The 24,803-nt window shown below is 57.7% G+C and carries 21 protein-coding genes and 1 tRNA gene; 6 read left to right on the plus strand and 16 right to left on the minus strand.

The annotated features are described in order from the left end of the window. Window positions 1-205 precede the first annotated feature (205 nt). Entirely contained in the window at window positions 206-1,999 is a 1,794-nt protein-coding gene (locus ACWYRN_RS11285) for an AAA family ATPase (RefSeq protein WP_488692502.1), read from the minus strand. Between the two features lie 1,170 nt (window positions 2,000-3,169). Between ACWYRN_RS11285 and ACWYRN_RS11290 the strand changes: the two genes are divergently transcribed. The 3 genes from ACWYRN_RS11290 (at window position 3,170) to ACWYRN_RS11300 (ending at window position 7,014) form a co-directional block, all read left to right on the plus strand. Continuing rightward, on the plus strand, window positions 3,170-4,069 hold the full coding sequence (locus tag ACWYRN_RS11290; protein ID WP_488692503.1) for a DNA-methyltransferase: 900 nt from the start codon (window positions 3,170-3,172) through the stop codon (window positions 4,067-4,069). Beyond that, complete coding sequence (locus ACWYRN_RS11295) at window positions 4,066-5,064, plus strand: XcyI family restriction endonuclease (protein ID WP_488692504.1); 999 nt, start codon at window positions 4,066-4,068, stop codon at window positions 5,062-5,064. The genes ACWYRN_RS11290 and ACWYRN_RS11295 overlap by 4 nt, the downstream gene beginning before the upstream one ends. 939 nt (window positions 5,065-6,003) lie before the next feature. Continuing rightward, window positions 6,004-7,014, plus strand: a complete 1,011-nt coding sequence (locus ACWYRN_RS11300) for a hypothetical protein (protein WP_488692505.1) — start codon at window positions 6,004-6,006, stop codon at window positions 7,012-7,014. 235 nt (window positions 7,015-7,249) lie between these two features. Here ACWYRN_RS11300 and ACWYRN_RS11305 read toward each other — a convergent pair whose 3' ends face one another. From ACWYRN_RS11305 to ACWYRN_RS11340, 8 genes are all read right to left on the minus strand, one after another. Then, on the minus strand, window positions 7,250-7,537 hold the full coding sequence (locus ACWYRN_RS11305; protein WP_488692506.1) for a hypothetical protein: 288 nt from the start codon (window positions 7,535-7,537) through the stop codon (window positions 7,250-7,252). Between the two features lie 275 nt (window positions 7,538-7,812). Continuing rightward, on the minus strand, window positions 7,813-8,058 hold the full coding sequence (locus ACWYRN_RS11310) for a hypothetical protein (protein WP_488692507.1): 246 nt from the start codon (window positions 8,056-8,058) through the stop codon (window positions 7,813-7,815). A gap of 861 nt (window positions 8,059-8,919) precedes the next feature. Beyond that, complete coding sequence (locus ACWYRN_RS11315) at window positions 8,920-11,373, minus strand: DUF3987 domain-containing protein (RefSeq protein ID WP_488692508.1); 2,454 nt, start codon at window positions 11,371-11,373, stop codon at window positions 8,920-8,922. Further along, entirely contained in the window at window positions 11,373-11,576 is a 204-nt protein-coding gene (locus ACWYRN_RS11320; protein ID WP_488692509.1) for a helix-turn-helix transcriptional regulator, read from the minus strand. The genes ACWYRN_RS11315 and ACWYRN_RS11320 overlap by 1 nt, the downstream gene beginning before the upstream one ends. A gap of 77 nt (window positions 11,577-11,653) precedes the next feature. Further along, window positions 11,654-12,211, minus strand: coding sequence for a hypothetical protein (locus ACWYRN_RS11325; protein ID WP_488692898.1), 558 nt, complete (start codon window positions 12,209-12,211; stop codon window positions 11,654-11,656). A gap of 31 nt (window positions 12,212-12,242) precedes the next feature. Continuing rightward, complete coding sequence (locus tag ACWYRN_RS11330) at window positions 12,243-13,445, minus strand: tyrosine-type recombinase/integrase (protein WP_488692510.1); 1,203 nt, start codon at window positions 13,443-13,445, stop codon at window positions 12,243-12,245. A 177-nt stretch (window positions 13,446-13,622) separates the two neighbouring features. Then, window positions 13,623-13,707, minus strand: a tRNA-Leu gene (locus ACWYRN_RS11335). Window positions 13,708-13,785: 78 nt separating this feature from the next. Further along, complete coding sequence (locus ACWYRN_RS11340) at window positions 13,786-14,235, minus strand: hypothetical protein (RefSeq protein WP_488692511.1); 450 nt, start codon at window positions 14,233-14,235, stop codon at window positions 13,786-13,788. Window positions 14,236-14,449: 214 nt separating this feature from the next. On the opposite strand from ACWYRN_RS11340, the gene ACWYRN_RS11345 reads away from it, so the two are divergent. Further along, complete coding sequence (locus ACWYRN_RS11345) at window positions 14,450-15,055, plus strand: FxDxF family PEP-CTERM protein (protein ID WP_488692512.1); 606 nt, start codon at window positions 14,450-14,452, stop codon at window positions 15,053-15,055. 51 nt (window positions 15,056-15,106) lie between these two features. Here the strand turns inward: ACWYRN_RS11345 and ACWYRN_RS11350 are convergent, their stop codons facing one another. The 6 genes from ACWYRN_RS11350 to hutC all read right to left on the minus strand — a co-directional run bounded on the left by ACWYRN_RS11350 (window position 15,107) and on the right by hutC (window position 20,841). Further along, on the minus strand, window positions 15,107-16,873 hold the full coding sequence (locus ACWYRN_RS11350) for an ArnT family glycosyltransferase (RefSeq protein ID WP_488692513.1): 1,767 nt from the start codon (window positions 16,871-16,873) through the stop codon (window positions 15,107-15,109). A 143-nt stretch (window positions 16,874-17,016) separates the two neighbouring features. Further along, complete coding sequence (locus ACWYRN_RS11355) at window positions 17,017-17,286, minus strand: type B 50S ribosomal protein L31 (RefSeq protein ID WP_488692514.1); 270 nt, start codon at window positions 17,284-17,286, stop codon at window positions 17,017-17,019. 372 nt (window positions 17,287-17,658) lie between these two features. Beyond that, window positions 17,659-18,921 carry a transcription termination factor Rho gene (rho, locus tag ACWYRN_RS11360; protein WP_229437455.1) on the minus strand — a complete coding sequence of 421 codons (1,263 nt, stop codon included), beginning with the start codon at window positions 18,919-18,921 and terminating at the stop codon, window positions 17,659-17,661. Window positions 18,922-19,092: 171 nt separating this feature from the next. Continuing rightward, complete coding sequence (gene trxA / locus ACWYRN_RS11365) at window positions 19,093-19,419, minus strand: thioredoxin TrxA (RefSeq protein WP_229437454.1); 327 nt, start codon at window positions 19,417-19,419, stop codon at window positions 19,093-19,095. Between the two features lie 204 nt (window positions 19,420-19,623). Then, complete coding sequence (locus tag ACWYRN_RS11370) at window positions 19,624-20,022, minus strand: response regulator (protein WP_488692515.1); 399 nt, start codon at window positions 20,020-20,022, stop codon at window positions 19,624-19,626. 99 nt (window positions 20,023-20,121) lie between these two features. Then, window positions 20,122-20,841 (minus strand): histidine utilization transcriptional repressor HutC, encoded by a 720-nt coding sequence (gene hutC / locus ACWYRN_RS11375; protein WP_488692516.1) that lies wholly within the window; start codon window positions 20,839-20,841, stop codon window positions 20,122-20,124. A gap of 135 nt (window positions 20,842-20,976) precedes the next feature. Between hutC and ada the strand changes: the two genes are divergently transcribed. Continuing rightward, entirely contained in the window at window positions 20,977-22,050 is a 1,074-nt protein-coding gene (gene ada / locus ACWYRN_RS11380; RefSeq protein WP_488692517.1) for a bifunctional DNA-binding transcriptional regulator/O6-methylguanine-DNA methyltransferase Ada, read from the plus strand. Between the two features lie 61 nt (window positions 22,051-22,111). Here the strand turns inward: ada and bla are convergent, their stop codons facing one another. Continuing rightward, window positions 22,112-22,918 carry a subclass B3 metallo-beta-lactamase gene (gene bla / locus ACWYRN_RS11385; protein WP_488692518.1) on the minus strand — a complete coding sequence of 269 codons (807 nt, stop codon included), beginning with the start codon at window positions 22,916-22,918 and terminating at the stop codon, window positions 22,112-22,114. A 190-nt stretch (window positions 22,919-23,108) separates the two neighbouring features. Here bla and ACWYRN_RS11390 point away from each other — a divergent pair, with 190 nt between their 5' ends. Continuing rightward, a complete protein-coding gene (locus ACWYRN_RS11390) occupies window positions 23,109-24,776 on the plus strand; it encodes an amidohydrolase (protein ID WP_488692519.1) in 1,668 nt (555 codons plus the stop codon). The last annotated feature ends 27 nt before the right edge of the window (window positions 24,777-24,803 follow it).

Consider the following 24,803-nt stretch of genomic DNA (forward strand, 5'->3'; position numbering starts at 1 on the left):
GCAAACCAGAGTGTCATTAACACGGCCAGTCCTGACAGAGCTTGGAAGTTTAGCCAAGTTCATTTTTCATCAGGACTGGATGTGCCGCTGCCGTTTGTTTCTATTCAACATGCTCATTAAGATGTGTCATTCAATAGCCTGACTGCCGCTATTTGGCTTGATTTTTACCAGTAACGATTGAATTTGACACATCTTTTTCCGCTGCTTATATAAGTGGACTATATGCTTTAGTTAAAAGATTTTTTAGTTGCTCTGGAACGCCGTCCCATCCATCCTTCCACTCAAGAGTTCGTAAGTATGCATTGAACGGTTTTTCAGAATTTGGTGCTTTGTATCCCAAAAAATCCTCCACGCATTCTTCCAGAACAATTAATTTTTGGTCGTTCTCCACAGCTTTTCTGATCGGTTCATTAAATTTCTCAGCACCTTCGGTGCCTTTGTCACGGTCGTGAATAACAAAGAAATCGACGTTTAGCGCTTTCAAGTATTTAATCAATCCAATGATGGCCGCTTTGCCTCTGGCTTTAACAAGTTCGCTTCCTGACAAAACTTGTGATTTCATTGCAACTGGCATTCTTCGGATCGCTTCCTTAATGATAACTTCTTCTGTGTCCCCTTCGACGATTAGAACCCGTCGCGTAAAAAATATCCGCGAAAGATGATCGTCAAGCTTTATAAGCATTTTGATGTTATCTTTTTCGCTGTCTTGCAACTTAGTAAATTCTTTTGATACGGAAAACGGCAGAACACTAGTGTGGCCTTTTTCGTATTGGAAGCGATTTAGAACCTGTTTGGGTTTACGAGAAAGGTCGATAAGATAAGGGGAGTGTGTCGTGGCAATTATCTGCGAATTTTTGCCGGATAGATCGTAAATCAAATCACGCATTTGATTTGCTGCACTTGGGTGGAGGTAAATTTCTGGTTCCTCAAATCCGATGATAAGTCCTCGTTCGTTATTGCCATCGCGCTTCTTCAGCCATTGCTGCCTGAAACGTAATAGACCGAACACTGCTGCGCGAACCATACCTGTGCCCTGATTAGCAACGCTAGTGCGAATGTTGCTCGACATTTCAATCTCGAAAGTAGGGATGAGGGCGTCTGGACTAGAAAGATCGGCAGCGGCGTAAATGCGAGACTCTGGGAAAACCCCACCAAGTACTGTATTCAGTTCCACCATCAACTTGCCAAACTCTGACTTCGAATCTCCTGGATCAAGTTCCTTAGCTAGTCGAGTTAGACTGGTTTGAGCTTCTTTGTAATTCACCGATATTTCTCGAACATCCTTGAATAGCTCATGTAGAATTTTATGCAACACCCCATTTTTTTGATCGATTTCATGTGAGGCAGCTTCAGCTGGAATGATTAGGACTGATGGTAGCTTAGAGAGAACTACCCCGCCAATGCCGCCTGGATTGAGTGCCCATTCTTCTTCATCATTGACTAGCCATAGTTCATCGATGAGCTGAAGCTTATCCCGGTCCGCAGCGGGAATCTTCTTATCTAAGGCCGGAAAAATCTCCTTGATTAACTCGGCAGAAATTCCTGCGTCAATAAATTCGGAAGGCTTTTGTAGATTTGCAAACTCAGCCTTAAGATTTCGTTTTAAGCTCTTTAATTCGATCTTAACATCTTCAACTAGTTTATACGTTTTTCGATAGAAAATGCTTTTTCCGGTTTCTCCTGTTTGTGCTGGGTCATAGGAAAAAATACGCCCTTTAAATCCGCGCCAAGTGTTAGCAGCTTCTGGAACATTCCTAAATTCCGCTTCTAATACGACAGTGTCGCATGTCGGTTTTGTCTCACCTGTCTCTTCGTCCACTTCAGAGCAGAAGCAATCGATAGTCATGCGTTTGCTATTAGACAGAAGCCAGTCAATGGATTTAAGCACGGAGCTTTTTCCTGCATTGTTAGCCCCAATTAAAAATGTAGCATCCCCGAATTGTATCTCCGCAGTGTGCAAACGCTTAAAACCGCTAATAGAAAGTTTGTGTAGCCTCATGAACTTATCCCTATGTAAAGTTCTTTGTTAAAATTTCTTTTTACTTTTTGAATAATTAATTTACTTCCAGTGTAATCAATGACACTTAAAGTTAGAGCAGTTTGTCTGCTTCCGGGGAGCAGGCTGTAATAGCTAAGTAGTGATTGCTTCCAGCTGGAGTAACTGAAGATAGCAAATTTTCCATATCGAAAACTCACGAATTGTCACGGCAGGGAAAAGTTGTTAGGTTTGCCAATTGCGCACATTTGGTTAAGCCAAGTGTGCCGTCATAGACCACGAGTATTCAAACTGCATAGTGTCCGGATATCAAATAGGTAAGTTTATCGACATGCTGGATCAGTTCCTGTCGAGGTGCGTACCAGGAAACCAAATCACCCCAGAAGGTGCAAAAGTTTTAGTTCCTGTAAGTAAGAAATCTTGCTGCTAGGATACTACTGATAGTAGCGAAGTGGCGAGTGGAAGGGTGTCTCCCGGCCTCGGTTTTGTATCTAAGGATTACTTCTCTCAAAGTGTTGAGCTAGTTGTAGCTGTACGCCTGCAAACGCATGGATATTGCTTACGTTGGAGCACCTGCGGTGCCGTAGGTCACACCATCCATGTTGAACATTTGGCTGAAAGGGGCGGGTATTAGCCTCCTATGCAAATGCTATTGGACGCTACGTTGCTGGCGATGAGCACAATGGAATCTAAGGAGACTGTGGCGAAGGGCGTAGAAAGCCAACGCATGTGCAACTAAACATCGAAGTAGTGAAGTGCGGAGTGTGCATACTGCGCCAATGGCCTGACCTAGCAGAGCGTGGAGGACCTCGTGTACGTAGTAGCTGGCTTCTTCAGCGCCTCGCTCAATGTGAAGTAGCTAGTCCGCGAAGCATAGACTAGGTATATGACTTCGGCAGTAGCGGGCAGATAGCGTAGCGACAAAGGTTTTTAAAGGAAACAACGGCCGAGGCTTTGTTGTCTATACCATTCGCGACGACAGAGCGAGCCTGAAAGGATGGGCGATCTCCCTACGGCGGCGCCAGGTCGAAGCTAGATGATGTGCTTGCAACGCCACATACGTTGCCTACCACACGACTAGTTATTGCTGACACTCTGCGGTACACTGTCCGGTTGACCATGACCATTGCATGGTTTCAATGTAGCAACATGATCGATAGGAAATAGTAGGACATGCCGAGCAAAAAACAAGTTCCGCCCACTGTGGAGCGAGTAGAGCGAGCTGAAGTGCTCACTTTTCGTGATTCCACCCTTTTTGAGGGTGATGCACTGACGGTATTGCGTCGTCTGCCTTCTAACTCAGTGCGCTGTGTTGTCACATCGCCGCCCTACTGGGGGCTTCGCGACTATGGCATTGCAGAGCAAATTGGACTTGAAGGGTCAATGCACCAGTTTTTGAACCGGCTTGTAGTTATCTTTGCAGAGGTCAGGCGCGTGCTAACCGAAGATGGAACACTCTGGCTGAATATTGGCGATAACTATACGAGCGGAAATCGCGGATATCGAGCGCCGGATAAAAAAAATCCCGCGCGCGCCATGGAGGTGCGTCCTGATACGCCAGAAGGGCTGAAACCCAAAGATCTCATTGGCATCCCTTGGCGGCTTGCTTTCGCATTGCAAGCTGATGGTTGGTATCTGCGTAGCGATATTGTTTGGAACAAGCCGAACGCTATGCCAGAGAGCGTTAAGGATCGTCCAGCCCGAGCGCATGAGTTTCTATTTATGCTCACCAAATCAGAAAAATATTATTACGATTGGGAGGCCGTGAGGGAAGCGGCTGATAATGGAGGGCTGCGCAATCGGCGTACCGTTTGGAATATTAATACAAAACCGTTTGCTGGTGCGCACTTTGCAACTTTCCCGCCGGACCTCATTCGTCCATGTATTCGAGCTTCGACAGCACCTGGTGATTATGTACTTGACCCATTTTTTGGAGCTGGGACTGTTGGCCTCGTATGTCAGGAGGAAAATCGTCAGTACCTCGGCATCGAACTTAATCCAGAATACGTAACGTTGGCTGTCAGCCGACTGAAAGGTCAGGACAGTAATGTGATAAGGATCGCAGCGGCATGACGAGAAAATTTAATATTCGCCCCCCACAGCTCCAAATTGACTTCGCTTTTACTCTCAAGCAATTTCGATCTGTATATCTCCAAAATGCGCTTCTTGAGACTATACGAGGCATGGATATAGTAAAGCTTGACAAGCAAATCGCCCAATATGTGCCACCTGCAGATATGGCGACGCTTGCAACGCATGGGCTGCGTGCCGAACTTGTTTTTGCAGTTCCGGCTGTGTTAGAGGCGAATCCTTTCTTGTTGGGCTATTACCGACTCCTGATGGGGTACAGCCAAAAGGAATTCTATGGGAGCGATAAGGGTTTCGGTGTTGGCCCATTCAAGGGGATGGAAGAGCGGGGGCAAATAAGAGGCGTTTTAGCTCCGGATATCCCGTCTTTGTGTGCTGCCCTTTGTAAGGCTGCGTCTGAGTTATTGAACGGCGTGGAACCGATGCAGATTGGTTTAGAATTGCTAGATGATCTCACTTTATTGACTGTCGGTCCACAACTTCGAGGTGGTACAAATAATAAACTTGGGTCGGCCGGCATTGTCCAAGTATTCGAGATTATCCAAGAGATTGTGAGTCATGCTAATCCAACTGTAGGGCCTACTACTATTGCGGTCCTAAACGCAGCGGGTCGGCCTGTTTTGATTCAATTTGCTGCTGACCCTGACATAATTGTTCGGGAAGAGATGGCGCCTGAACACTTCCGTAATGTTGTCGCCATTGAAGTGAAAAGCGGCACTGATGTATCGAACATCCACAATCGCCTCGGTGAGGCTGAAAAAAGCCACCAGAAGGCACGTAAAGAAGGATATACCGAGTGCTGGACGGTGGTGAATGCTCGGGTGGATCGAGATAAAGCTAGGACTCAATCTCCATCTACTAATCAATTTTATTCTTTGGGCGAGCTGTCAGTTCGGGACGGCAAGGTCTACGATGATTTCCGCTATCGGATATTGTCATTAACGGGCATCTCGGCTCCACCTATTATTCCGCCTGCCTAAGCGCCAGGGTAAGCAAGCCGGTAGGTTGACTGCAATAAGTCTGCCGTGCCTATAATTTTAGACGGATGCTTGGAATTTCTATTAAGGGCAAAAATTTTTTTGGGCTTTATTCCCAAAAAAATTTTTGAGGGATTGACCTGTAAGTAATCTTCGACCGGGTAGGCTTTCGCCCTCCCCCCACGGCCCCCCGTACACCTGTCACGTTGCCTCCAGCATCCATGTCGGTCGCCGGCAGTAGACCGGAGTGTATATATACGCTTAAGCGGACCGGAACTTAGGGCAATGCAAGCTACTACACTGCTAAGCGCCATGCGTAGCTCTGTATAAGGCAAGCCATTCAGTCGGTTACGGTACGGATTGATGGTGCCTGTGCATGGCCTTGGTAGGCCGTGAAGTGGTCAGTGCTCATAGTGGGGACGTCTATACAAGATAGTAATAGGTGGCGACGTCGGCCTCCTGGACGCTGCAACAATTAGAACCACCTAGCCGGCAGATTGTCGTACAGCCTGCTTGTTAGCGCTTTCCGCTACACTTCGCGTTGCCTATTCCTAAATTAGGAAACCGGGAATTCAGCGTTCATGTGGGTTGTAGACTGAAATGTGTAAAAAAACGTGTGAATTTGAACGCCCAACAAAACTCTATAATTACTCTGCAGGCAACAGCCGAGTAGACTGAGCCGTGCCGATGTCTACTATAGGCCCAAGCTGTGTAAAAACGCAAAAATTTGAAATTTTGATGGGTAAGATAATCTCTCCCGAATTTGAGAAAAATCGCATAGCGGCCGTTCTGAGAGGTGAATTTTTTTGTTCGACGGTTTTTCTCGCGTTTTTACACAGCCTGGGCCAGTAGTAGACCTAAATTGGTCGGCCGCCACACTTTCTTGCTTATCTAGTAACAAGATCGTACACTGGCCGATTATATTGAAGGCCAAGCTATACGATGTTCAAAGACCTGCCCTCGCAGCTGCTGGCCGGAGACGATTCTTCGTTAACCGGATTGTTTGGTAAAGGTCGCCGTCCATTTGCCGGCAGCGATGATCACATCACATATTTGAAGGCTGGCGCGCTGACACCGGCGGGAACGGAAATCCTCGTATTTCGACAGAAGCTGGACCGTCTCTGGACGCAACACCTCGACGATATCTACAGGGAACGCGCCGTCGACAATGCGGTCCTAGCAGTTCTCATACGCCTTGGGCTTGCAACGGCGGCCGGAGCATTGACCCCAGCTGGGTTCTACAAATTGGTGGAAGCATCGCCGTTCAGCCGTCAGGTCGAAATGCTGGCCATCGAAGCCACGACGTCGATGGCAGAGAATGCGGATGGGAAGTCGACGGAAGCGCAGGCATTGGCCTACCTAACGCGCGATGGATGGCTCGGCATACATGACGAAGGAGGTGCTATACAGCGCCTAATACTGATGTCTTGGATGAATGATGTTCCATTGCTGAAAGAACTTCTCTATCGCCAGCCATTCATGCGCGAAGGCAGGTATTTCATGCCAGGCAGCTTGTTCATCATGGGCTATGCCGATTGCGTGAATGACAGAGGCCTGGCATACAGTGCGACAAGCAAGGCAGCTCTGCTCGACCTGGTTGGAAAGCTCACCCCGGAGCGGCTTGAGGCCGGGTTTGCTGCGTACTGCAGCGAGATTGTGAAGGCTGGTAATGCCGATGCGTTCACGCCAGGCGATATCCAAAAAGAGCTGACAATGATCAGGTATGTCAATCCAGCCACCTTGGTCAGGATAGCCGACGGTATGATGTCCGGCGCGATACCGATTGAAGGCTGGCCCGACCTGACGATGTATGGCCCAAAAGGACTGGCGCTGGTTGAAGTCAAACGAAAAGACAAGCTGATGTTTCACCAGGCGCGCACCATTCATTCCTTAATGTCACTAGTGCCAGAGGTAATTTCAAGTGTGTCGATCCATAAATTGACTCTCAAATAAAAGCCATGAGTGGCTGAAGTGAATGCCCTGTTCGCATGATCCAGCCCGGAAGAGGCGGTCAGCTAGCCCAACAGGTTGCTAATGCGAAGACTGCTTTGGGTCGATAGCGAACGTTTGGATTCTCAACTGAATGAAGTTTCTACCTTGGCTTCTACCTAAGAGACAACGCAACCGTGCAGGCAGCGGTCATCGACAGTACAGCGTGGGGAAGGCTAGGCCCTGTAGCCCGAGGTAATCACAGCTGGGTGTCCTGTCTGTCTTGATGCCCCCCGCTTTGCTGAGCCGTCGGCTGGTCGACAGGGAAGTCGATCTTATTGAATATGAAATCGTACAAGTCCATGCATTCTTTTGCCCGATCTTCGCGCATGATGCCGAAGACGAAATCGCGTTCCATTTCTAGTGCTAAGGCCATATGCAGCCCAGACAGCGCGGCAAAACGATTAGCCACAGTAAGTCGCCGGACGACATCTTCGACGCGTTGGCGGGAGAAAACTGTGGGGACCGATTGAATGGGATGATTCATGAGCAGGCCTGTCCTGATGCCACAAATAACCTTCAAGCTACGGGAGGAGGACTTCTGGCGGCGCACAATTACCACATACTATGATTCATCCTCGGGCTTGGTAGGCTTCCAAGTTGTGATCCGAGCACGTGCGCCCCAGGCTCTTGCCCATCGTAGCGCACGGGTGCGTGTTGCGTCGTCCTTTGCATCGATAAATCGATCCAAAGCAAGCGAGGATCGATACCGAGCGTAGGCTCTGAAGGTGAGGAAAGGAGGTCGTGTCATCTTGCTAGGCGTTAGTGCAGCGTCTCATCCGACCAGGCCACCACCAGGGCGTGCTCAACAACGACCTCATCCATAGACTGTAGCGGAAGCTCGGCATATGGAGCGAACGCGATGATCTGGCAATGGTCAGGGTCAGCTTGATTTAGTCGAATCCATTCTTCACGTGACACGGTTTGGCCTGTGGGAACCGGCAGCGTGATCCAAAAGCCGGTCTCACGCTCAGCGATAACCTGGTAGAGATCGATCATTGTATCCATGTGGGCAGCCTCGCATCCTCATGATGGAGAGAGATTACGACTACCAAACACAAGTGTCACGTGTTGCTGTGCGCGAACATGCGGGGTGAATAAGCGACGTGCGGAGCTAACGCTGATAATCGAAGTAAGCAAAGCCGTTTGACAAAAAGAGGTTTGCCAGCACCTGTCAAGACTAACTGTGCCCGCGTAAGTGTAGTAAGGGCGCCCCCCGGTTAGCATCGTCGTTATTAGTGCCTACCCAGGCAACAAGGCGGCTGCGCAGGCAGCATTATCGACAGCGCAGCTTGCGAGGGTTTCACGCTCATGGCTTTGTTAGGCTTTCTTAGACAGATATGGAGGAGATCAGCTGCAGATTGCCATTTGCAACAGTATATCTACTAAGAACCTAGAAGCAGGAAGGGCATGACACTCAGACAATATCGAGCGAGTTGCAGCATGTCGATAGCCTTGCCGCGCGCGCGTGCATGAGGATCGATTGTAGGATGCATCGGTCTTTACCTTAAAAAATCACGACCATGTCACACGCGCAAGAAGGCAATTTTCTTCAGCGTTCTCACAACTTTCTGAGAATGCCATTAGTGGCGGCTTTCATAGGGAAAATATAATGGATAATAGGTAAAAACCTTATAAATTCTCTCGTTCTCTAACCCCCCCATTTTCTCTATTGCGTTAGTTTTTCTTCATTCTAACTGTGAATGTTAGACTGCTTTTTAGAAGAATGCTCCTCGACTGTGGCAACTGGTTTAGTTTTCAAGACTAGTCTGCTACTGCTATTCTTGCTATTTTGCGATAACGATCCTTGCTCGGTTTTTGTCGTTGTAGCGCAATAGCAAAATTAGCAGTAGCAGACCGTAGTCATACTTATGCCAGATTGTTATTCTGGAAAAGAGCTGGGTTGACATGCACCATACGTGGTACGCCGTCGACCAACTTTGCGCGCTTCAGCTCGCTCAATGCCGCAATGGCACCTTCCAAGAGTACCTTGTCTCGGAGTTTGGATGGGCCGTGTTTCAAGATGTCGGTAAAGGACATTTTCGTCACAGCTTTTTGCTTGAATTTTTTCAGTAGCCACCGGTCGAGAACTTGTGCGTTGTTCGCGGCTGGGGCGGTCGGAGTATTCAACAGGCGACGTGACTCGTCCAAGTGCCAGCGTGCGATACGGCAAGCGTTAGCCATTTCCTGACCGCTGATATTACCCGGATTGTCTTTGATGACGTGGAAAAGCGCGGCCAGTCGCGCAGCGTTGTCGGCAATTTTGCTGGCGACATCACGGACACTATGCAGCTCACCATCGTCGGCCAGTTGAACTTCGACCTCGTCATGGAAGGCGATCCACACTTGCTTTGCTTCGGGTGACAAGTGCAACATATTAGGGTTCACGCGGCCGTGATCTACCTGTTGGGGCAGGTTCAACAGCTCGGTGATACGGGCACGGTAATGCTCCAGGTCCGGCCAGTGTTCCGGCGCCTCGATGAAGAGACGTTTGCCTTGAGTCGATACAGGGAAGGCGACCAAGAAGCGCGCGAGGAAACCGCTACCGCGTGCCTGCTGATCGCTGGAGTCAAGGAAGGCTTTGAAGATAACAGGTTGAACTTGAATCGCTACCGTCATCCGGCCTTCTGCATTGTGCGACGCATCCACAGCACGGCGGTCGGTACGAATTGGCTTGCCGTCCCACAGTTCGTTGATAGTGGCCAAGTTGCGCGTCAGGCTTTCCTTGCTCATGCCATGACCGCCGAACACAATTCCGCCCTCGGACGACATCAATGCGATGGATGGCCACTCTTTGGCGATACCGTGGAGCAGGGCTTCAGGAGTGGCATCGCGATAAATCAAGCGCGGGATGACGGGTGCAGCCGGCTTTTGCTGTTCATGATCGCGGAGACGGTGGCGCAAATCTTTGGCGTCATTTTGCACTTTGCTGGCGTTTTCGGCCTGCTTGGTAGCTGCCTGCTCCAAGCCTTTTTTCGTAGCAGTCCAGTGGGCCAAATCAGCGGCGTATTCCTTCAGCGCAGCCTGCGCGTTCGCAACTTGTTGCTTCTCGTAGTCGTGGATCGGCTTGGAGAAATGGCCGTCAAGCGTGCTCTTGCGCTCGCCAGATTCAGCCACAGTCAGAAAATACAGGCTGCTGGGGCCGGTCAGGCCACGCGCGCGCTCGACGTCGTTACGGGCTTGGCAGGCGACCGACACCGTGGCCATCGCCGAGCACGCTACCATTGCCATTGGTGCCTGTACGAACTGCTGCACTTCAATCACCGCATTGGCGATAACCGCCGGCAGTGCATCGATAGGATATTCCGTGCCACAGATTTCAGGCGTGAGCGATTCTGGCGCTGGCCAAGTGACGGTTGCTTTGAACCGCTCGATCAAACGAGAGGTATCGATGCACTTCAGTTCTTGTTCATAGGCTTTGCGGCCAATCGCGAAGAGCGTGCCGAGCGTGATGCCGCCGTCCGGCTTGATCTGCTGCCATTTCTGACGCATCCCCTCGGCAGTGTACTTGGTGCTGCGGCGGCTCCATGCGTCAGCAATTGCAAATGCTTGTTCATCGGCACCCGTGCTTTTCAGCGCCATCAGCACCTGCAGCCAAACGTCATATTCATCTGCTTTAACGTAAAGCAACGCGTCGCGAATGTCGAACTCTTCCTCCTGCGACAGCGTCGTCTTCGAGACAGGCATGGCGACGTAACCGCTGCGCTGCGGCTTCGAGAATTTGTCTGCAATCCATTGGGGCAGGTCAGCGATGCATTGACCTTCAAACAGGTCGCTGGATGCTTCCCATTCGTAGTGTTTGCCAGATTGGTGGAGCGAACCGGGGCCGACGACATAACCGTTGACCTTGAATTCGATGTTGCGGCCGAGTTTGCCTGCGAAGGCCATTGCTTTGTCGGCCCAGAAGTACAGGTGGCGCCCACCGCCGCCCGTCAGTACTTCGGCAGTTTCAGGCAGGCCGCCATTTTCAGCGAGCAGCACGTCGAAATCTTCCGTGCCGCTTTCCTTATAGTCATCCATGTCGGCGACGACCAGCATCTTGCCGCTGTCGAGAATCTCTACGCCGGTGCGGACACCGAAATTCAGGTCGCTTTCCTTGAACCAAATATCGATGATGGAGGGGTTGGTGGTCGCTTCCTTAAACGAAGCAAAGCGGCGCGGGTGTTTGCCAGGATGCGCGCAGGAAGCGTCATCACACGCGCACTTGCCGCCGATAATACCCCACAGCGGGAAGACCGGGATACCCATGGCGGCCATTTGCAGCGCAGACTGATGTGCACGCGACATGGTGCCTGCCGTCGCCATAACGATTTCCGCGTGCATTATGCGGTCTCCTCGCGACGCGAAGCGACGAAGGCATGGATATCTTCGACAGGCCAGCCAGTGACGCTGGCGCCGAGTTTGATGGGCTTGGGGAATTTACCGTCACGCACCCAGCGCCAGATAGTAGCAGGGCTGACCGGCAGGAGGCCGGCTTTCTTGGGCGTGCTCGCAAGTTCTGCGATGCGAATGATACGAGAGGACATTTTATACTCCGGTTTAACGTCACATGACGCAACGGAAGTATTCCAATTCCCCTCAGATCCGACACCGACAAACGGTGTCACAGTTTTTTGTTGCTTACCATGCGCTCAAGGTCACGGATACTGCGCGGGTGGAGTTTTGCCAACGCTTCGAGCGCGGCCTTCACGGTCATAAACTGCGGCCGGATTCGCTCGTAGTCCGCGCGGATCATGAAACGCTCCAGCTTGACCTCCGTCTCAACCAGCCAGCCGGTCTTCGCCAAACGATCCATAGCGTCAAGCAGCACCTGAGCCGCGCGCTCGCTCGAAATGATGATGTGGTCGCACGGGTCGTCCTCGGGGTTAAAGCAAAACGTACCGGACTCGTTACGGATGGGCGGTCCGTATGCTTTCAGCAAATCCTTGGCTGCTGCGCGAGCCTCGTGCGAAGCCTTACCTCGTCGGCCCGGTGCGTGCGGCGAGCGATCTTGGTGCTCATTTGGTAGCCGGCCGTTTTCGGCAAAGTACTCCCATGCGTCTAATAGAGCCGGGGCAGACGCCAGGTTACCCGTGGTCGGCCCATAGGCCGCGACGAGTTTCGCCGCGCTGGCTCGTGCTCTTTGCGTCGCCTTACGGCCCTTCTTTGGAGAATGCGCCATTTGCTAATCCTTCAACATGTTGGTAGGTACTTCAGCCGGACAGGTTAGTGTCGCCACGAAGCGCATCCAGGTAGTCTGCCCAACGCTGCATCATTAAGCGCCGGGCGGGCAGGTGGGCAGTGCGGTTGTACGCCCGCCCGTTCGCATCCTTGACGGTATGCGCGAGTTGATGTTCGATGTAGTCCACGCGCTCTTCAAGTACCTCGTCGAGAATGGTGCGAGCCATGGCACGGAAGCCGTGGCCGGTCATGACCTCCTTCCCGAAGCCGAGACCGCGCAAAGCCGCATTGATCGTGTTTTCGCTCATGCAGCGGTCTCCGGTGCGGATACTCGGAAAAACATACTTGCCGTGGCCTGTCATGCGATGCATAGCGCGCAGAATCTCCACGGCTTGCGTGGACAGCGGGACGATGTGATCATTCCGCATCTTCATTTTGTGCCCAGGGATGCGCCACTCGGCGGTGTCCAGATCGATCTCGATCCACTCCGCGCTGCGCAGCTCTCCGGGGCGAACGAACACCAGCGGCGCCAGTTTCAGCGCGGCAGCAGCATAGGGATGGCCGCTATAGCCATGGATTGCCTTGAGCAGCTTGGCTACCTCATGTGGTTCTGTAATCGCAGCGAAGTGGTTTGCCTTCACCGATGCCAGCGCGCCTTTGAGGTCGGCGGTTACATCGCGCTCCGCCAAGCCTGTGGCCACCGCGAAGCGAAACACTTGCCCGCATAGTGATTTGACGCGATGCGCGGATTCATTGGCGCCGCGCGCCTCGATCCTTTGGACCGCGACCAATACATCGCGAGGCTTGATGGTGGAGATGGGCAGCGACCCGATGGTAGGGAAGAGGTCCTTGGCCAGCCAGTTCTGTACCTTTTCCTGCGTCGTCGCGGCGCGTTCGGGCTTAGTCTTCTCAAGCCAGCGACGGGCCACCGCCTCGAAAGTGTGTTCTGCGGCGATCAGTTTGGCATTCTTAGCGTCGCGCTTGGCGGCGCCTGGATCAATGCCGTCTGCGAGCAGTTCGCGTGCCTCTTGGCGTCGAGCACGGGCCTTGGCCAAACTGACGTCGGGGTAGACGCCCAAGGCCAATGTCTTACGCTTCCCGAGGAAGCGGTAGTCGAAGCGCCAGTATTTGCCGGCGGCGTTGACGAGCAAGTACATGCCTTGCCCGTCGCTGTGTTTATCTCCGCCAGGTTTAGTTTGTTTAACCTGTCGGACAAAGGTATCCGTTAAGCTCATGCTCTCTCTCATCGTGACGGTATCTGTTCATCGGTATTTGGAGATACCGCCAAAAATGACGGTATCTATGTGCGATGGGCCGAAGCCTGATGAGATGAAGCGAGACAACAAAAAACCCGCTCTCCTTAGTGAGGATGCGGGTTTTGAGCTGAGATAAGACGGTGTGTGCCATGCTTTTGGTGCCTCCGGCCGGAATCGAACCGGCACGCCTTACGGCGCTTGATTTTGAGTCAAGTGCGTCTACCAATTCCGCCACAGAGGCCTTGCACACAACGAGGCCGCATATTAGCACACCAGTTCCGGTGCTGACCAGTTTACAGCAGAGGCCGCGAACGGGAGGCTAGCCGGCCAGCGCCTTCTGCAGCGCGCGCAACACCGGCACCGGACCGATCACTTCCAGCGCATGGGCATGCACCCGGACATTCACGTTGTGCCCCCGGTTGCGCCAGCTCGGCTGCGCGGTCTTCACATAACGCAGCAGGCCGGGGCTGGCTTCGCTGCGCGCGTAGCCGAGCGCATCGAGGGTGGCGTCGAGGGTGCTGGCCATGTGGCAGGCGTCGAAGCGGGTGCTGACTTCCAGGCGCCCCGGGGCATGTGCGCACAGGGGCAGGGCCAGGCCGGCGAGTACCGGCAGCACGATGTAGGCCAGGGGCGCGCTGGGGTCGAACAGGTGCATGGCGACGACTAGCAGCGGCATGCCGATGGCCAGCGTCAGGCCGTAGGCCGTAAGCGGGGAGAGCTTGCCCAGGAGGCCGGCGCCCCGCTGCGCAGGCATGACTTCAGAAAACATTACGCTTTTCATGTTGTTTCCTCCATGGTGCGAACGCCGGATGGCGATGGCACTGCCTGCCATTGTCTGCCCCGTATATGGTCCCGGATTGAGCTGACTCAAGGAGGGGGACGTTCAAAAGCAAACGTCCGGCCCGGACAGCCACTCAAAGCATGATGTGGCGGCGCGGGCATTCCCTTGCGCCGCGTCGACGACCATTGCTAATGGAAACGATATGAACAAGACCTCCCTGGTGTTCTCCGCCTTGCTGGCAGGCGCCGTGTGCGCCGCTCCCCAGGCCGCTGCGCAGACCATTGCGCGCAGCACGCCCGTTGCCGCCATCAGCGATGGCGCCGGCGGCTTCAATGCCTGGTTCGGCGACGGTTTCACGGCCGCCGAATCCGGCCGCGACTTTACCGAGCTGTTCACCTTCAGCGTCAGCGGCCTGCCTTTCGATGCGGCGGCCTCGGTGACGTCCTCGTTCCTGAATTCGCCGCTGGGCAAGGACCTCGACATCGTCGCCCTCAGCCTGTACCGCTACGATCCGGCTACCCTGGCGGTCATTGGCCCGGTCGTGGCCGGCATCGACGGGACCGGTTTCGGCGACGAAGCCCCGGATTCCTGGTCGCTGGCGGCCTACGACTTGCCGACCGGGGCCTACGCGGTGCGGATCGACGGGCGGGTGCTGGGCAGCGGCGGCGGCAGCTTCGGGGCCGACCTGGCGGTGTCGCCGGTGCCGGAAGCGCCGGCCTTTGCGCTGCTGCTGGCGGGGTTGGCGGCGGGGGCGCTGGCACGCAGGCGCAGGCAGCAAGGCGACATGGAAAAACCGCCCTGCGGGTGATCCCGGAGGGCGGTTTCGAAACGCGGGGCGCCTGCTTTCAGCGGCGGCGGCTCAGCGGCGGCGGTACAGGCGGAAGCGCTCGTCGCGGTCCGAGGCGCGGCGGCCTTCCCACAGCAGCGTGGCGCCGCTCGTGGCCCAGCGGCGCGACAGGGCGCGCTTTGCCTTGGCCTTGGCGTTGGCTTCGTTGTCCGCCTCGTCGCCGGACGTGTCGCGCGTCTTGATGCTGTCCTGCAGCAGCACGTAATCGCATTGTCCGCCTTCCATGCCGGCAAACGGCAGGCGGCCGAAGTAGGCGAACGAAGCGCGCTGGGCCGAGCCGACGTTCGTGTCGATGCAGTTGGCGCCAGGCGGCAGCTTGGCGGCAATCGCCTGGGCCACGCCGGCGTAGCTGCGGCGGTAGTTCAGGTCCGGCAGGAACAGGGTCATCAGGAGCACCCAGAGCAGGATCAGGCCGCTCGACGACAGCACCACGGCGCGCCACAGCACGGCCGGTTGGCGCGATACGCGCCAGCGCACCAGCAGGATCCAGCCGATCGTTACGCTGGCCGCCACCAGGAAGGAGACGATGCCGAATTCCGGCTTGAAGCCCGGCACCAGTTTCAGGGCGTTGTGCGCCAGCTTGGCCGGCCAGCCGCTGAGCTTGGCAATCCAGAACAGCCAGATCAGGGCGGCGAGCGTGGTCAGCGCCATCACCGAGAACCAGTCGATGGCGTTGATGGCGCCGCGCTTCATGGTCGGCAAGCCGAAGGCGGCCATCAGGGCCAGCAGCGGCAGCAGCTTGAGCAGGTCGCCGTTTTCCGGCGTCGGGTCGCACAGGATCACCACGGTCAGGGCGCCGAGGAAGGTCAGGGGCAGCACGATGTGCAGCATGTTCTGCTGGCGGCGCCAGGCCCAGATGGCCCAGCCGGCAAACGGCCAGGCCGGCCAGAAGAACCAGACGCCCACGCGGAAGAAGGCGCTGATCGAGGCCCAGTTCGGCAGGCTCAGCTCGGACGCGTTCCAGGCCAGCCAGTCCGGGATCGGCGACTGGCTGTAAGGCTGGACGATGCTTGCCGGCAGTATCCACACCAGGCTCAGCAGGAAGGCCACGCCCGCCGCCAGCGCCAGGTGGCGCAGCGAGGTGGCGGGTGGCAGGCGGAAGAAGCGGGTGCCGAGGAACAGCGCGATCAGCAGCGCAACCGGCGACAGCGGGCCGCGGCTCAGGACCAGGGCGCCCAGCGACAGGCCGACCAGCACGGCATTGCGCACGCTGGCGCCTTCGACGTAGCGCACGGCGCGGTACAGGAAATAGGCGATCAGCGAGCCTTGCAGGGTGACGGACAGGGTTTCGTGGCTGAGCAGCAGCAGGCCGAGCGAGCCGAGGTAGACCAGCACTGCGGTATCGGCCAGGGTGCGGCCATAGTCGTCGGGTTCGGGCTGGCCGCCGAAAGCCAGGCGCAGCGGCTGGGCTTCGGGGCGGCGCCCGAGGTGGAAGGCCGTGTACCAGAGCGACATGGTGCCGAGCACAAAAATGCCGATGTTCGAGACGCGCGCGGCCAGCACGTCGCCCAGCAGCCAGCCGAACAGCTTGATGCAGATGGCGCCCAGCCAGAAGGCAAGCGGGCCTTCGTCGTTGACGGCCAGGCCGGCGATGTTCGGGTACAGCCAGTCGTGCAGGCCGCCGCGCGCCATCGTCCACATGATGCCGAAGCTACCGGCGTCATCCTTCCACGGGTCGCGGCCGATCAGTCCCGGCAGGATATACAGCATGCCGAGCGCGAACAGCGCCCAGCGCGGCAGGGCCAGCGTGGCGGCGGCGGGGAGACGGACTGGTTTCATCGATAAGTCTGATGCGAAATTAATGTCGCGCTAGTATAGCGGCATTAGAAAAGGCGAAAAAAAAGAAGCCGGAAACCGGCTTCTTCTCGTGTCCTGCGCAGCGCTTGCTGGAAGCGCCTGACAGATTGTGACTGCTGTGCTGCTTAGCCGTTCGCGACCGAAGTCTTCGAACCGACCGAGCCGAACTTCTGGCGGAACTTCTCGACGCGGCCAGCGGTGTCGACGATCTTGTGCTTGCCGGTGTAGAACGGGTGCGATTCAGCGGACACCTCGATCTTGATCAGCGGGTATTCCTTGCCTTCGTGGGTGATCGTTTCGCGGGTAGCGATGGTCGAACGGGTCACGAATTTGAAGTCGCACGACACGTCGTGGAAAACGACTTCACGGTAATCTGGATGGATATCGGTCTTCATGGTTTTGCCTTGGTTTAGTTTGGTAGCCAAACAGCACTTCGTCGGTCTCGCTGCTTCTTGACCCGATTGCCGATCACTTGCCAGGGGTGGAAATACTGAACCCACGATTATAGAACGGCTTGCGAGGCTAGGCAACTGTGCCGGAGCCACATGTAGGGTGGGCACTCCGTGCCCACGCGGAAGCATGCACCGTGGCTGCTCATTTAGACGCGCATCATGTGATCATCCGCCAATGGTTGCCCGAGCGTCGCGTTAGCTCATCGTTCCGCGTGGGCACGGAGTGCCCACCGTACGGTTGAGTCCTGCGGCATTTTCATTGCAGACAATAAAAAAGGCGGCCGAAGCCGCCTTTCGTGATGCTTTTGGCTGGAATTAACCGCCGCGGCGCATCATGTCGAAGAATTCCACATTGGTCTTCGTCGCACGCATCTTGTCGAGGATGAACTCCATCGCCTCGATCTCGTCCATCGAGTACAGCAGCTTGCGCAGGATCCAGATCTTTTGCAGCTGGTCCGGCTTGATCAGCAGTTCCTCGCGGCGGGTGCCCGACTTGTTCAGGTTGATCGCCGGATAGACGCGCTTCTCGGCCAGGCGGCGCTCGAGGTGGACTTCCATGTTGCCGGTGCCCTTGAATTCCTCGTAGATCACGTCGTCCATGCGCGAGCCGGTTTCGATCAGGGCAGTCGCGACGATGGTCAGCGAGCCGCCTTCCTCGACGTTACGCGCCGCGCCGAAGAAACGCTTCGGACGCTGCAGCGCGTTGGCGTCGACACCGCCGGTCAGGACCTTGCCCGATGCCGGGATCACGGTGTTGTAGGCGCGCGCCAGGCGGGTGATCGAGTCCAGCAGGATCACGACGTCCTTCTTCATTTCGACCAGGCGCTTGGCTTTTTCCAGCACCATCTCGGCAACCTGCACGTGGCGGGTGGCCGGTTCATCAAAAGTAGAGGCCACGACTTCGCCGCGCACCGAGCGCTGCATTTCCGTCACTTCTTCAGGACGTTCGTCGATCAGCAGGACGATCAGGGTCACGTCCGGGTGGTTCGCGGTGATCGCGTGCGCGATGTGCTGCAGCATGACCGACTTGCCGGACTTCGGCGACGCCACCAGCAGGCCGCGCTGGCCCTTGCCGATCGGCGAGATCAGGTCGACGATGCGGCCGGTGATGTTCTCGGCGCCATTCATGTCGCGCTCGAGGCGCAGCGGCTCGTTCGGGTGCAGCGGCGTCAGGTTTTCAAACAGGATGCGGTGCTTCGAGGCTTCCGGCGATTCGCCGTTGACCTTGTCCACCTTTACCAGTGCGAAGTAGCGCTCGCCGTCTTTCGGGGTGCGCACTTCGCCTTCGATCGAGTCACCCGTATGCAGGTTGAAGCGGCGGATCTGCGACGGCGAGATGTAGATGTCGTCGGTCGAGGCCATGTAGCTCGCATCGGGCGAACGCAGGAAGCCGAAGCCGTCGGGCAGGACTTCGAGTGCGCCGTCGCCGAAGATCTGCTCGCCCTGCTTGGCGCGCTTCTTCAGGATGGCGAACATCAGTTCTTGTTTGCGCAGGCGCGCTGCGTTGTCGATGTCGAGGCTGATTGCCATCTCCAGAAGGGCGGAGACGTGCATTGCCTTCAGTTCAGATAAGTGCATGTTATGTGGGTGTCCCGTGACGGGAAAGTAAAGGTAGGGGAGGGGACTGCGTGGGTTAGTCAGGGGTTGCGGCCGGAATCGGCGGGCTACCCATCCAGATTAATGGCGGCAGTGCGGGCGCGCTGCCGCCGCTCAACAAGACGCTCGATGAAACCTTGCGTGAGCGCTCGATCAGATGTTGCTGTCGATGAAAGCCGTCAGCTGGCCCTTGGCCATGGCGCCGACTTTCTGTGCGGCCGGGGCGCCGTCCTTGAACAGGATCAGGGTCGGGATGCCACGGATACCGAACTGGGCCGGCACGGCCTGGTTGGCGTCGACGTCCATCTTCGCGATCGTGATCTTGTCGCCGTATTCTTTCGCGACTTCTTCGAGGATCGGGGCGATCATCTTGCATGGACCGCACCACTCGGCCCAGAAATCGACCAGGACCGGGCGCTCGGACTTGAGCACGTCGGTTTCGAAAGAAGCATCGCTGATGTGTTTAATGTTTTCGCTCATGTTTTCCTCAAAGGATCAATGTACGCCTGGAGACTGAAAGAGCTCGTCCGGCTTCCGATTTTTTAAAAACTGGGTTGCAACACAATGGTGGAGACAATGTGTGCAAACTCAATATTGGAAGGGCGTCAAGAGGACGTCAGGCGGGGGATTTAGGCGGAATAATACCGCATTTTCCTAAAAAGTGTTCAGGCGTTTGTATAAAACTTAACTTGTCACGGCCGAGCGCAATTGCTCCAGTCCGATAGGCTTGCGGAAGGCGCCGGCGACGCGCAGGCCGAGCACCCGCGCCAGCTCGCCGGCGGCGTCGCGCACCCCTGCATCCATGCCCGAGAGCAAGATTACGCGGCCACTGAAACCGCGCGCGGCGGCGGCCTGCAGGAACTCGATGCCGTCCATGTCGGGCAGGGCCAGGTCGCAGATCAGGGTGTCGGGATTGCGCTCTTCCAGCGTGGACAGGGCGCGGCGGGTACTGGCCTCGGCAAACACTTCGCGCACGCCCACCTGTTCCAGCATGTCGGTGAGCACGTCCAGCATGAAACGGTCGTCGTCGAGCACCAGCACGCGCGGCGGCTGAACTGGGCTGGCTACGGTGTCACCGCTCATACGACTGGTTCCGGAAGAATATTGACTGGCAAGGAATTATGGTCGAGAAGCAGCATGCGCGGAACATGCCGGCCGAAAAAATCCGTCCAGGCGTCGCGTTCAGCCCACGCTGCCCGTGAACTGGTACAAGTTGCCGGGATGCCACATCGTGACGCTGGACGCCACGCGCCCGCCCGAAGTGGTCTTGCGCTTGAGCACCAGGCACGGGCTTTTCGCCTCGATGGCCAGCAGCTCGGCCACGTCGCGCGGCGCGCCCAGCGATTCGATGGCCCAGGTGGCGCCCTGCAGTGGGGCGACCGCCATCAGGTGTTCGTTGGGCGTGATGGCATTGAAGTCCTGGGCCAGGTAGTCCGGCGCGCAGGCCGGGTTCACCCAGCGGTCTTCGAGCTGGATCGGCACCTCGTTCTCGAAGTGGACGATCAGCGAGTGGTACAGCGGCGCGTCCGGCGCCAGGCCGAACTGCAGGGCCAGCGCCTCGCTCGCCGGCGTTGCTTCCAGCAGGTGCAGGCTGCTGCGGTGGCGGTGGCCGCGCGCGCGTACTTCGTCGGCGATATTCCGGATCTCGACCAGGGTCGCCTGGTATTTTTGCGGCGCCACGTAGGTGCCCGAACCCTGGCGCCGGGTCAGCACCTGTTCGGCGGTCAGCTCGCGCACGGCGCGGTTGACCGTCATGCGCGAGACCCCGAACTGGCGCACCAGCGCCTGCTCCGAGGGCACGAGGTCGCCTTCTTTCCAGCGGCCCGACGCGATCTCGCCGACAAGGTAATCCTTGATACGCTGGAAGATAGGGGTACTCGCTTGCGCGCTCTGTTCGTTCAAACTGCTCTCCGGTGGGGCGATAATGATGGCTGCCGACAGCCGCGATTCTAGCATCGCAATTCGAAAGCAAGAGCTGGAGTGCGCGCGTGTGGAGCAGGTGCCACGATAGGGCGAATAATCCCGCCAGGAGCCGCCATGAAGACCGATACCATTCTCTACGAATACGCCAGCGACGCAGCGCGCTGGGACGCCGTGCAGCGCCGCGAGCGCGCCGCCGACGGCGTCTTCTATTACTCGGTGCGGACCACCGGCGTGTATTGCCGGCCTTCCTGCGGCGCACGGCCGGCGCGGCGCGAGAACGTCGCCTTCCATGCCAGTTGCGCGGAAGCGGAAAGCGCGGGCTTCCGGCCCTGCCTGCGCTGCCGGCCCGACCTGCCGCCGCTGGCCGAGCGCCAGGCGCAGCTGGTGGCCGCGGCCTGCCGCCTGATCGAGGCGAGCGAGGAAGAGCCCAGCCTGGACGCGCTCGCAGCCAGCGCCGGCATGAGCCGCTTCCACTTCCACCGCGTGTTCAAGGCGCAGGCCGGGGTGACGCCGAAAGCCTATGCCGGCGCGGTGCGGGCGGCGCGCGTGCGCGCAGGACTGGCCCAGGGCGCTCCGGTCACCGATGCGCTGTATGCGGCCGGCTTCCAATCGAGCTCGCGCTTTTATGCGGGAGCCGATGCGATGCTGGGCATGGCGCCGGCGCGCTTTCGCAGCGGCGGCGCGGGCGAGGAGATCCGTTTCGCGGTGGCCGCCTGTTCGCTCGGCGCGATCCTGGTCGCCAGCACCGGCCGTGGCATCTGCGCGATCCTGATGGGCGACGATCCCGAAGCCCTGGTGCACGACCTGCAGGACCGCTTTCCGAAGGCGCGGCTGGTCGGCGCCGATGCCGGTTTCGAGCGCACGGTGGCGCTGGTGGTCGGTTTCGTGGAAGCGCCGCGCCTGGGCCTGGACTTGCCGCTCCACGTGCGTGGCACCGCTTTCCAGCAGCGCGTGTGGGAGGCCTTGCGCGCGATTCCGGCCGGGGTGACGGTGAGTTATACCGAACTGGCGCAGCGCATCGGGTCGCCGAATGCGGTGCGCGCGGTGGCCGGCGCCTGCGCGGCCAATCCGGTGGCGGTGGCGATTCCCTGCCACCGGGTGGTGCGCAACGATGGCGGCTTGTCGGGCTACCGCTGGGGCATCGCGCGCAAGCGGGCGCTGATCGACAGGGAAAAGAGCGACGTTTGATTTTTTGGTTTTGCGGCTATGCATGTGCGAGTTGAACGCGTGGATGGCATAGCCATCCACCCTACCGCGCCGCCGCTTCCTGCGTCAGCGTTTTCTCCAGGCGCTGGCGCCCGGCTTCGGCATAGCGGCGGCAGGCCTCGCGGTCGATGAAGGCAGTGCTGCCTTCGTTGGCCTGGCGCGCATGGCGCTCGAACAGCCCGCTGGCTTCCGGGTGGGCCGACACCAAAATGTCGCAGGGCAGGGCGGCCACGCGTGCGATCGAGCGTTCGATGTCGGCCAGCGCGGTCGGGTAGTGCGGATTGCCGCTGTAGCGGAAACCGTTCAGGCCAAAGGCGTTCAGGCTGTCGGCGTAGACCATGTTCATGGCGCCGGCCGGCTCGATTGCCGTCCAGGTCCAGGTGATGCCGCCCTGGGTGTGGCCCGGGGTGTAGTTGGCTTTCACCGCCAGCGGCCCGACGGTCACGACGTCGCCGTCGCGCACCGCCTGTACGTTTTCCACCGGCTCGATGTCGGGCAGGGCGCCGAACTGCGGGTCGCCCCGGTTCGGCTTGCCGCTTTCCAGTACCGGCTTGGCGGCGGCGCTGGTGATTACCGTGGCGCCGCTCACTCGCTGCAGCTGGGCCAGGCCGCCGGCATGGTCGAAGTGCTCGTGCGACACCAGGATGTATTTGATCTCTTCCGGCTTGAAGCCGAGCCTGCGTATGTGCTCGATGATGGTGGCCGCCGACTTCGGCGTGCCGCCGTCGATCAGGATGTGCCCCTTGGGCGAGGTGATCAGCACCGAGGCCACGCCCTGGGGGCCGACATAGTAACTGCCGCCGTAGATGGGGAAGGGGTCCTGCGGTGCGTCCCAGTCGGCGGCGTGCACGCCGTGGATGCATGTACATATCAGGGAAAGGCTGAGGGCGAGGCGTTTGAAAGGCATGTCGGCGGGAGGGATCGAGTCGGTTTAGCGAATGATAACGAAATAGTGGCGGATGGCGGCCGACGGCAGTGTCAAAGCGGCAGGGACTTCGCTACACTCATGTTTTGCATTTATTAAATAAAACGGAGAATCCATGCGCCCCACCCTGAAGCAGTGTTCCATGTTCGTGTTTGCCGCAGTCGCCGCCATGTCGGTACAGGCGCAGACGGTGATCGAGAACGCCAACGGATACACGCTCGACAGCAAGGGTGAACTGGTGCAGTTCACGGCGCTCGCCTTTGACGCCCAGGGCAAGATCCTGGCCGTCGGCAGCGCTGCCGACGTCAGCGCCAAGGCGCCGGGCGCGCGCCGCGTCGACATGGGCGGCAAGACCCTGCTGCCGGGCCTGATCGACGCCCACGGCCACGTGTTCGGCCTGGGCCAGATGCTGACCCAGCTCGACCTCTCGCAAACCACCTCGCTCGAAGGCGCGCTGAAGGCGATCGCCGACTACAGCCGCGCGAATGCCGGCCAGGGCTGGTTGCGCGGGCGCGGCTGGAACCAGGAGAACTGGAAGCTGGGCCGCTTCCCGACCGCGGCGGATGTGGACACGGTCGTCAGCGACCGCCCGGTCTGGTTCGAGCGCGTCGACGGCCATGCCGGCTGGGCCAACAGCCGCGCGCTGGCGGCGGCCGGCATCACCGATAAAACCCCGGACCCGGCAGGCGGCAAGATCGTGCGCGATGCGAACGGTAAAGCCACCGGCGTGCTGGTCGACGCGGCCCAGGAGCTGGTGACCAAAGTGTTGCCGCCGCAGACCGAGGCCGAAGGCCGCGTCGTGCTGGACCGTGCGCTCGGTGCGCTGGCCAAAGTGGGCGTCACCAGCACCCATGACGCCGGCCTGGGCGTGGCGGAAGACCGTTTGTACCGCGCCTACGCCGATCAAGGGAAACTGACTGCGCGTATCTACGGCATGATCGGCGGCACCGAAGGCGACTTCGATGCGCTGGCCAAGAACGGTCCGCTGAAAACCTACGGCAACGACATGTACGCGCTGCGTGCCGTGAAACTGTATTCGGATGGCGCCCTGGGCAGCCGCGGCGCCGCGCTGATCAAACCCTACAGCGACGAGCCGCATTCGCACGGTCTGCTGTTCTATAAAACCGCGCAGATGGACGCCATGATGAAAAAGGCGATGGCGCGCGGCTACCAGGTCAACGTGCACGCCATCGGCGACGCCGGCAACCACCAGATCCTCGACATCTACCAGAAGGAACTGGCAGCGACCAAGAGCGCGGCCCAGCGCCACCGCATCGAGCACGCCCAGGTCGTCACGCAGGCCGACATCGTGCGCTTCAAGACGCTTGGCATCATTCCGTCGATGCAGCCGACCCACGCCACCTCGGACAAGAACATGGCGGAAACGCGCGTCGGGCATGAGCGGATCAAGGGGGCGTATGCGTGGCGCAGCTTCCTGCACCAGGGTTCGCGTATCGCCTGCGGGTCGGACTTCCCGGTGGAGTCGCCAAATCCCTTCTTTGGCATCCATGCAGCGGTGACGCGCCAGGATGCGTCGGGCCAGCCAATTGCCGGCTGGTATCCGAACCAGGCGATGTCGCTGAAGGAAGCCTTCCGCTGCTTCACGCTTGACGCAGCCTATGCGGGCCACGCGGAAAACAGCTTAGGCTCGCTGGAGCCGGGCAAGTGGGCCGACTTCATCGTGGTGGACCAGGATTTGTTCAAGGTGTCGACCTACGATATTTATAAGACCGGCGTGCTGCAGACCTGGGTGGGTGGGAAGCAGGTGTACCAGAAGCAGTAATCGGAGCCACGAATCGTAGGGTGGGCA

The sequence above is a fragment of the Massilia sp. BAP21 genome (genome assembly GCF_057801335.1).

Coding starts and splice junctions, on each gene's coding strand:
- ACWYRN_RS11370 (WP_488692515.1), bottom strand. CDS start 20,022: ATGAGCGGTGACACCGTAGCCAGCCCAGTTCAGCCGCCGCGCGTGCTG.
- ACWYRN_RS11355 (WP_488692514.1), bottom strand. CDS start 17,286: ATGAAGACCGATATCCATCCAGATTACCGTGAAGTCGTTTTCCACGAC.
- ACWYRN_RS11295 (WP_488692504.1), top strand. CDS start 4,066: ATGACGAGAAAATTTAATATTCGCCCCCCACAGCTCCAAATTGACTTC.
- ACWYRN_RS11315 (WP_488692508.1), bottom strand. CDS start 11,373: ATGCACGCGGAAATCGTTATGGCGACGGCAGGCACCATGTCGCGTGCA.
- ACWYRN_RS11320 (WP_488692509.1), bottom strand. CDS start 11,576: ATGTCCTCTCGTATCATTCGCATCGCAGAACTTGCGAGCACGCCCAAG.
- ACWYRN_RS11390 (WP_488692519.1), top strand. CDS start 23,109: ATGCGCCCCACCCTGAAGCAGTGTTCCATGTTCGTGTTTGCCGCAGTC.
- ACWYRN_RS11325 (WP_488692898.1), bottom strand. CDS start 12,211: ATGGCGCATTCTCCAAAGAAGGGCCGTAAGGCGACGCAAAGAGCACGA.
- ACWYRN_RS11345 (WP_488692512.1), top strand. CDS start 14,450: ATGAACAAGACCTCCCTGGTGTTCTCCGCCTTGCTGGCAGGCGCCGTG.
- rho (WP_229437455.1), bottom strand. CDS start 18,921: ATGCACTTATCTGAACTGAAGGCAATGCACGTCTCCGCCCTTCTGGAG.
- ada (WP_488692517.1), top strand. CDS start 20,977: ATGAAGACCGATACCATTCTCTACGAATACGCCAGCGACGCAGCGCGC.
- ACWYRN_RS11285 (WP_488692502.1), bottom strand. CDS start 1,999: ATGAGGCTACACAAACTTTCTATTAGCGGTTTTAAGCGTTTGCACACT.
- ACWYRN_RS11300 (WP_488692505.1), top strand. CDS start 6,004: ATGTTCAAAGACCTGCCCTCGCAGCTGCTGGCCGGAGACGATTCTTCG.
- ACWYRN_RS11310 (WP_488692507.1), bottom strand. CDS start 8,058: ATGGATACAATGATCGATCTCTACCAGGTTATCGCTGAGCGTGAGACC.
- ACWYRN_RS11340 (WP_488692511.1), bottom strand. CDS start 14,235: ATGTTTTCTGAAGTCATGCCTGCGCAGCGGGGCGCCGGCCTCCTGGGC.
- ACWYRN_RS11290 (WP_488692503.1), top strand. CDS start 3,170: ATGCCGAGCAAAAAACAAGTTCCGCCCACTGTGGAGCGAGTAGAGCGA.
- ACWYRN_RS11330 (WP_488692510.1), bottom strand. CDS start 13,445: ATGAGCTTAACGGATACCTTTGTCCGACAGGTTAAACAAACTAAACCT.
- ACWYRN_RS11350 (WP_488692513.1), bottom strand. CDS start 16,873: ATGAAACCAGTCCGTCTCCCCGCCGCCGCCACGCTGGCCCTGCCGCGC.
- ACWYRN_RS11305 (WP_488692506.1), bottom strand. CDS start 7,537: ATGAATCATCCCATTCAATCGGTCCCCACAGTTTTCTCCCGCCAACGC.
- trxA (WP_229437454.1), bottom strand. CDS start 19,419: ATGAGCGAAAACATTAAACACATCAGCGATGCTTCTTTCGAAACCGAC.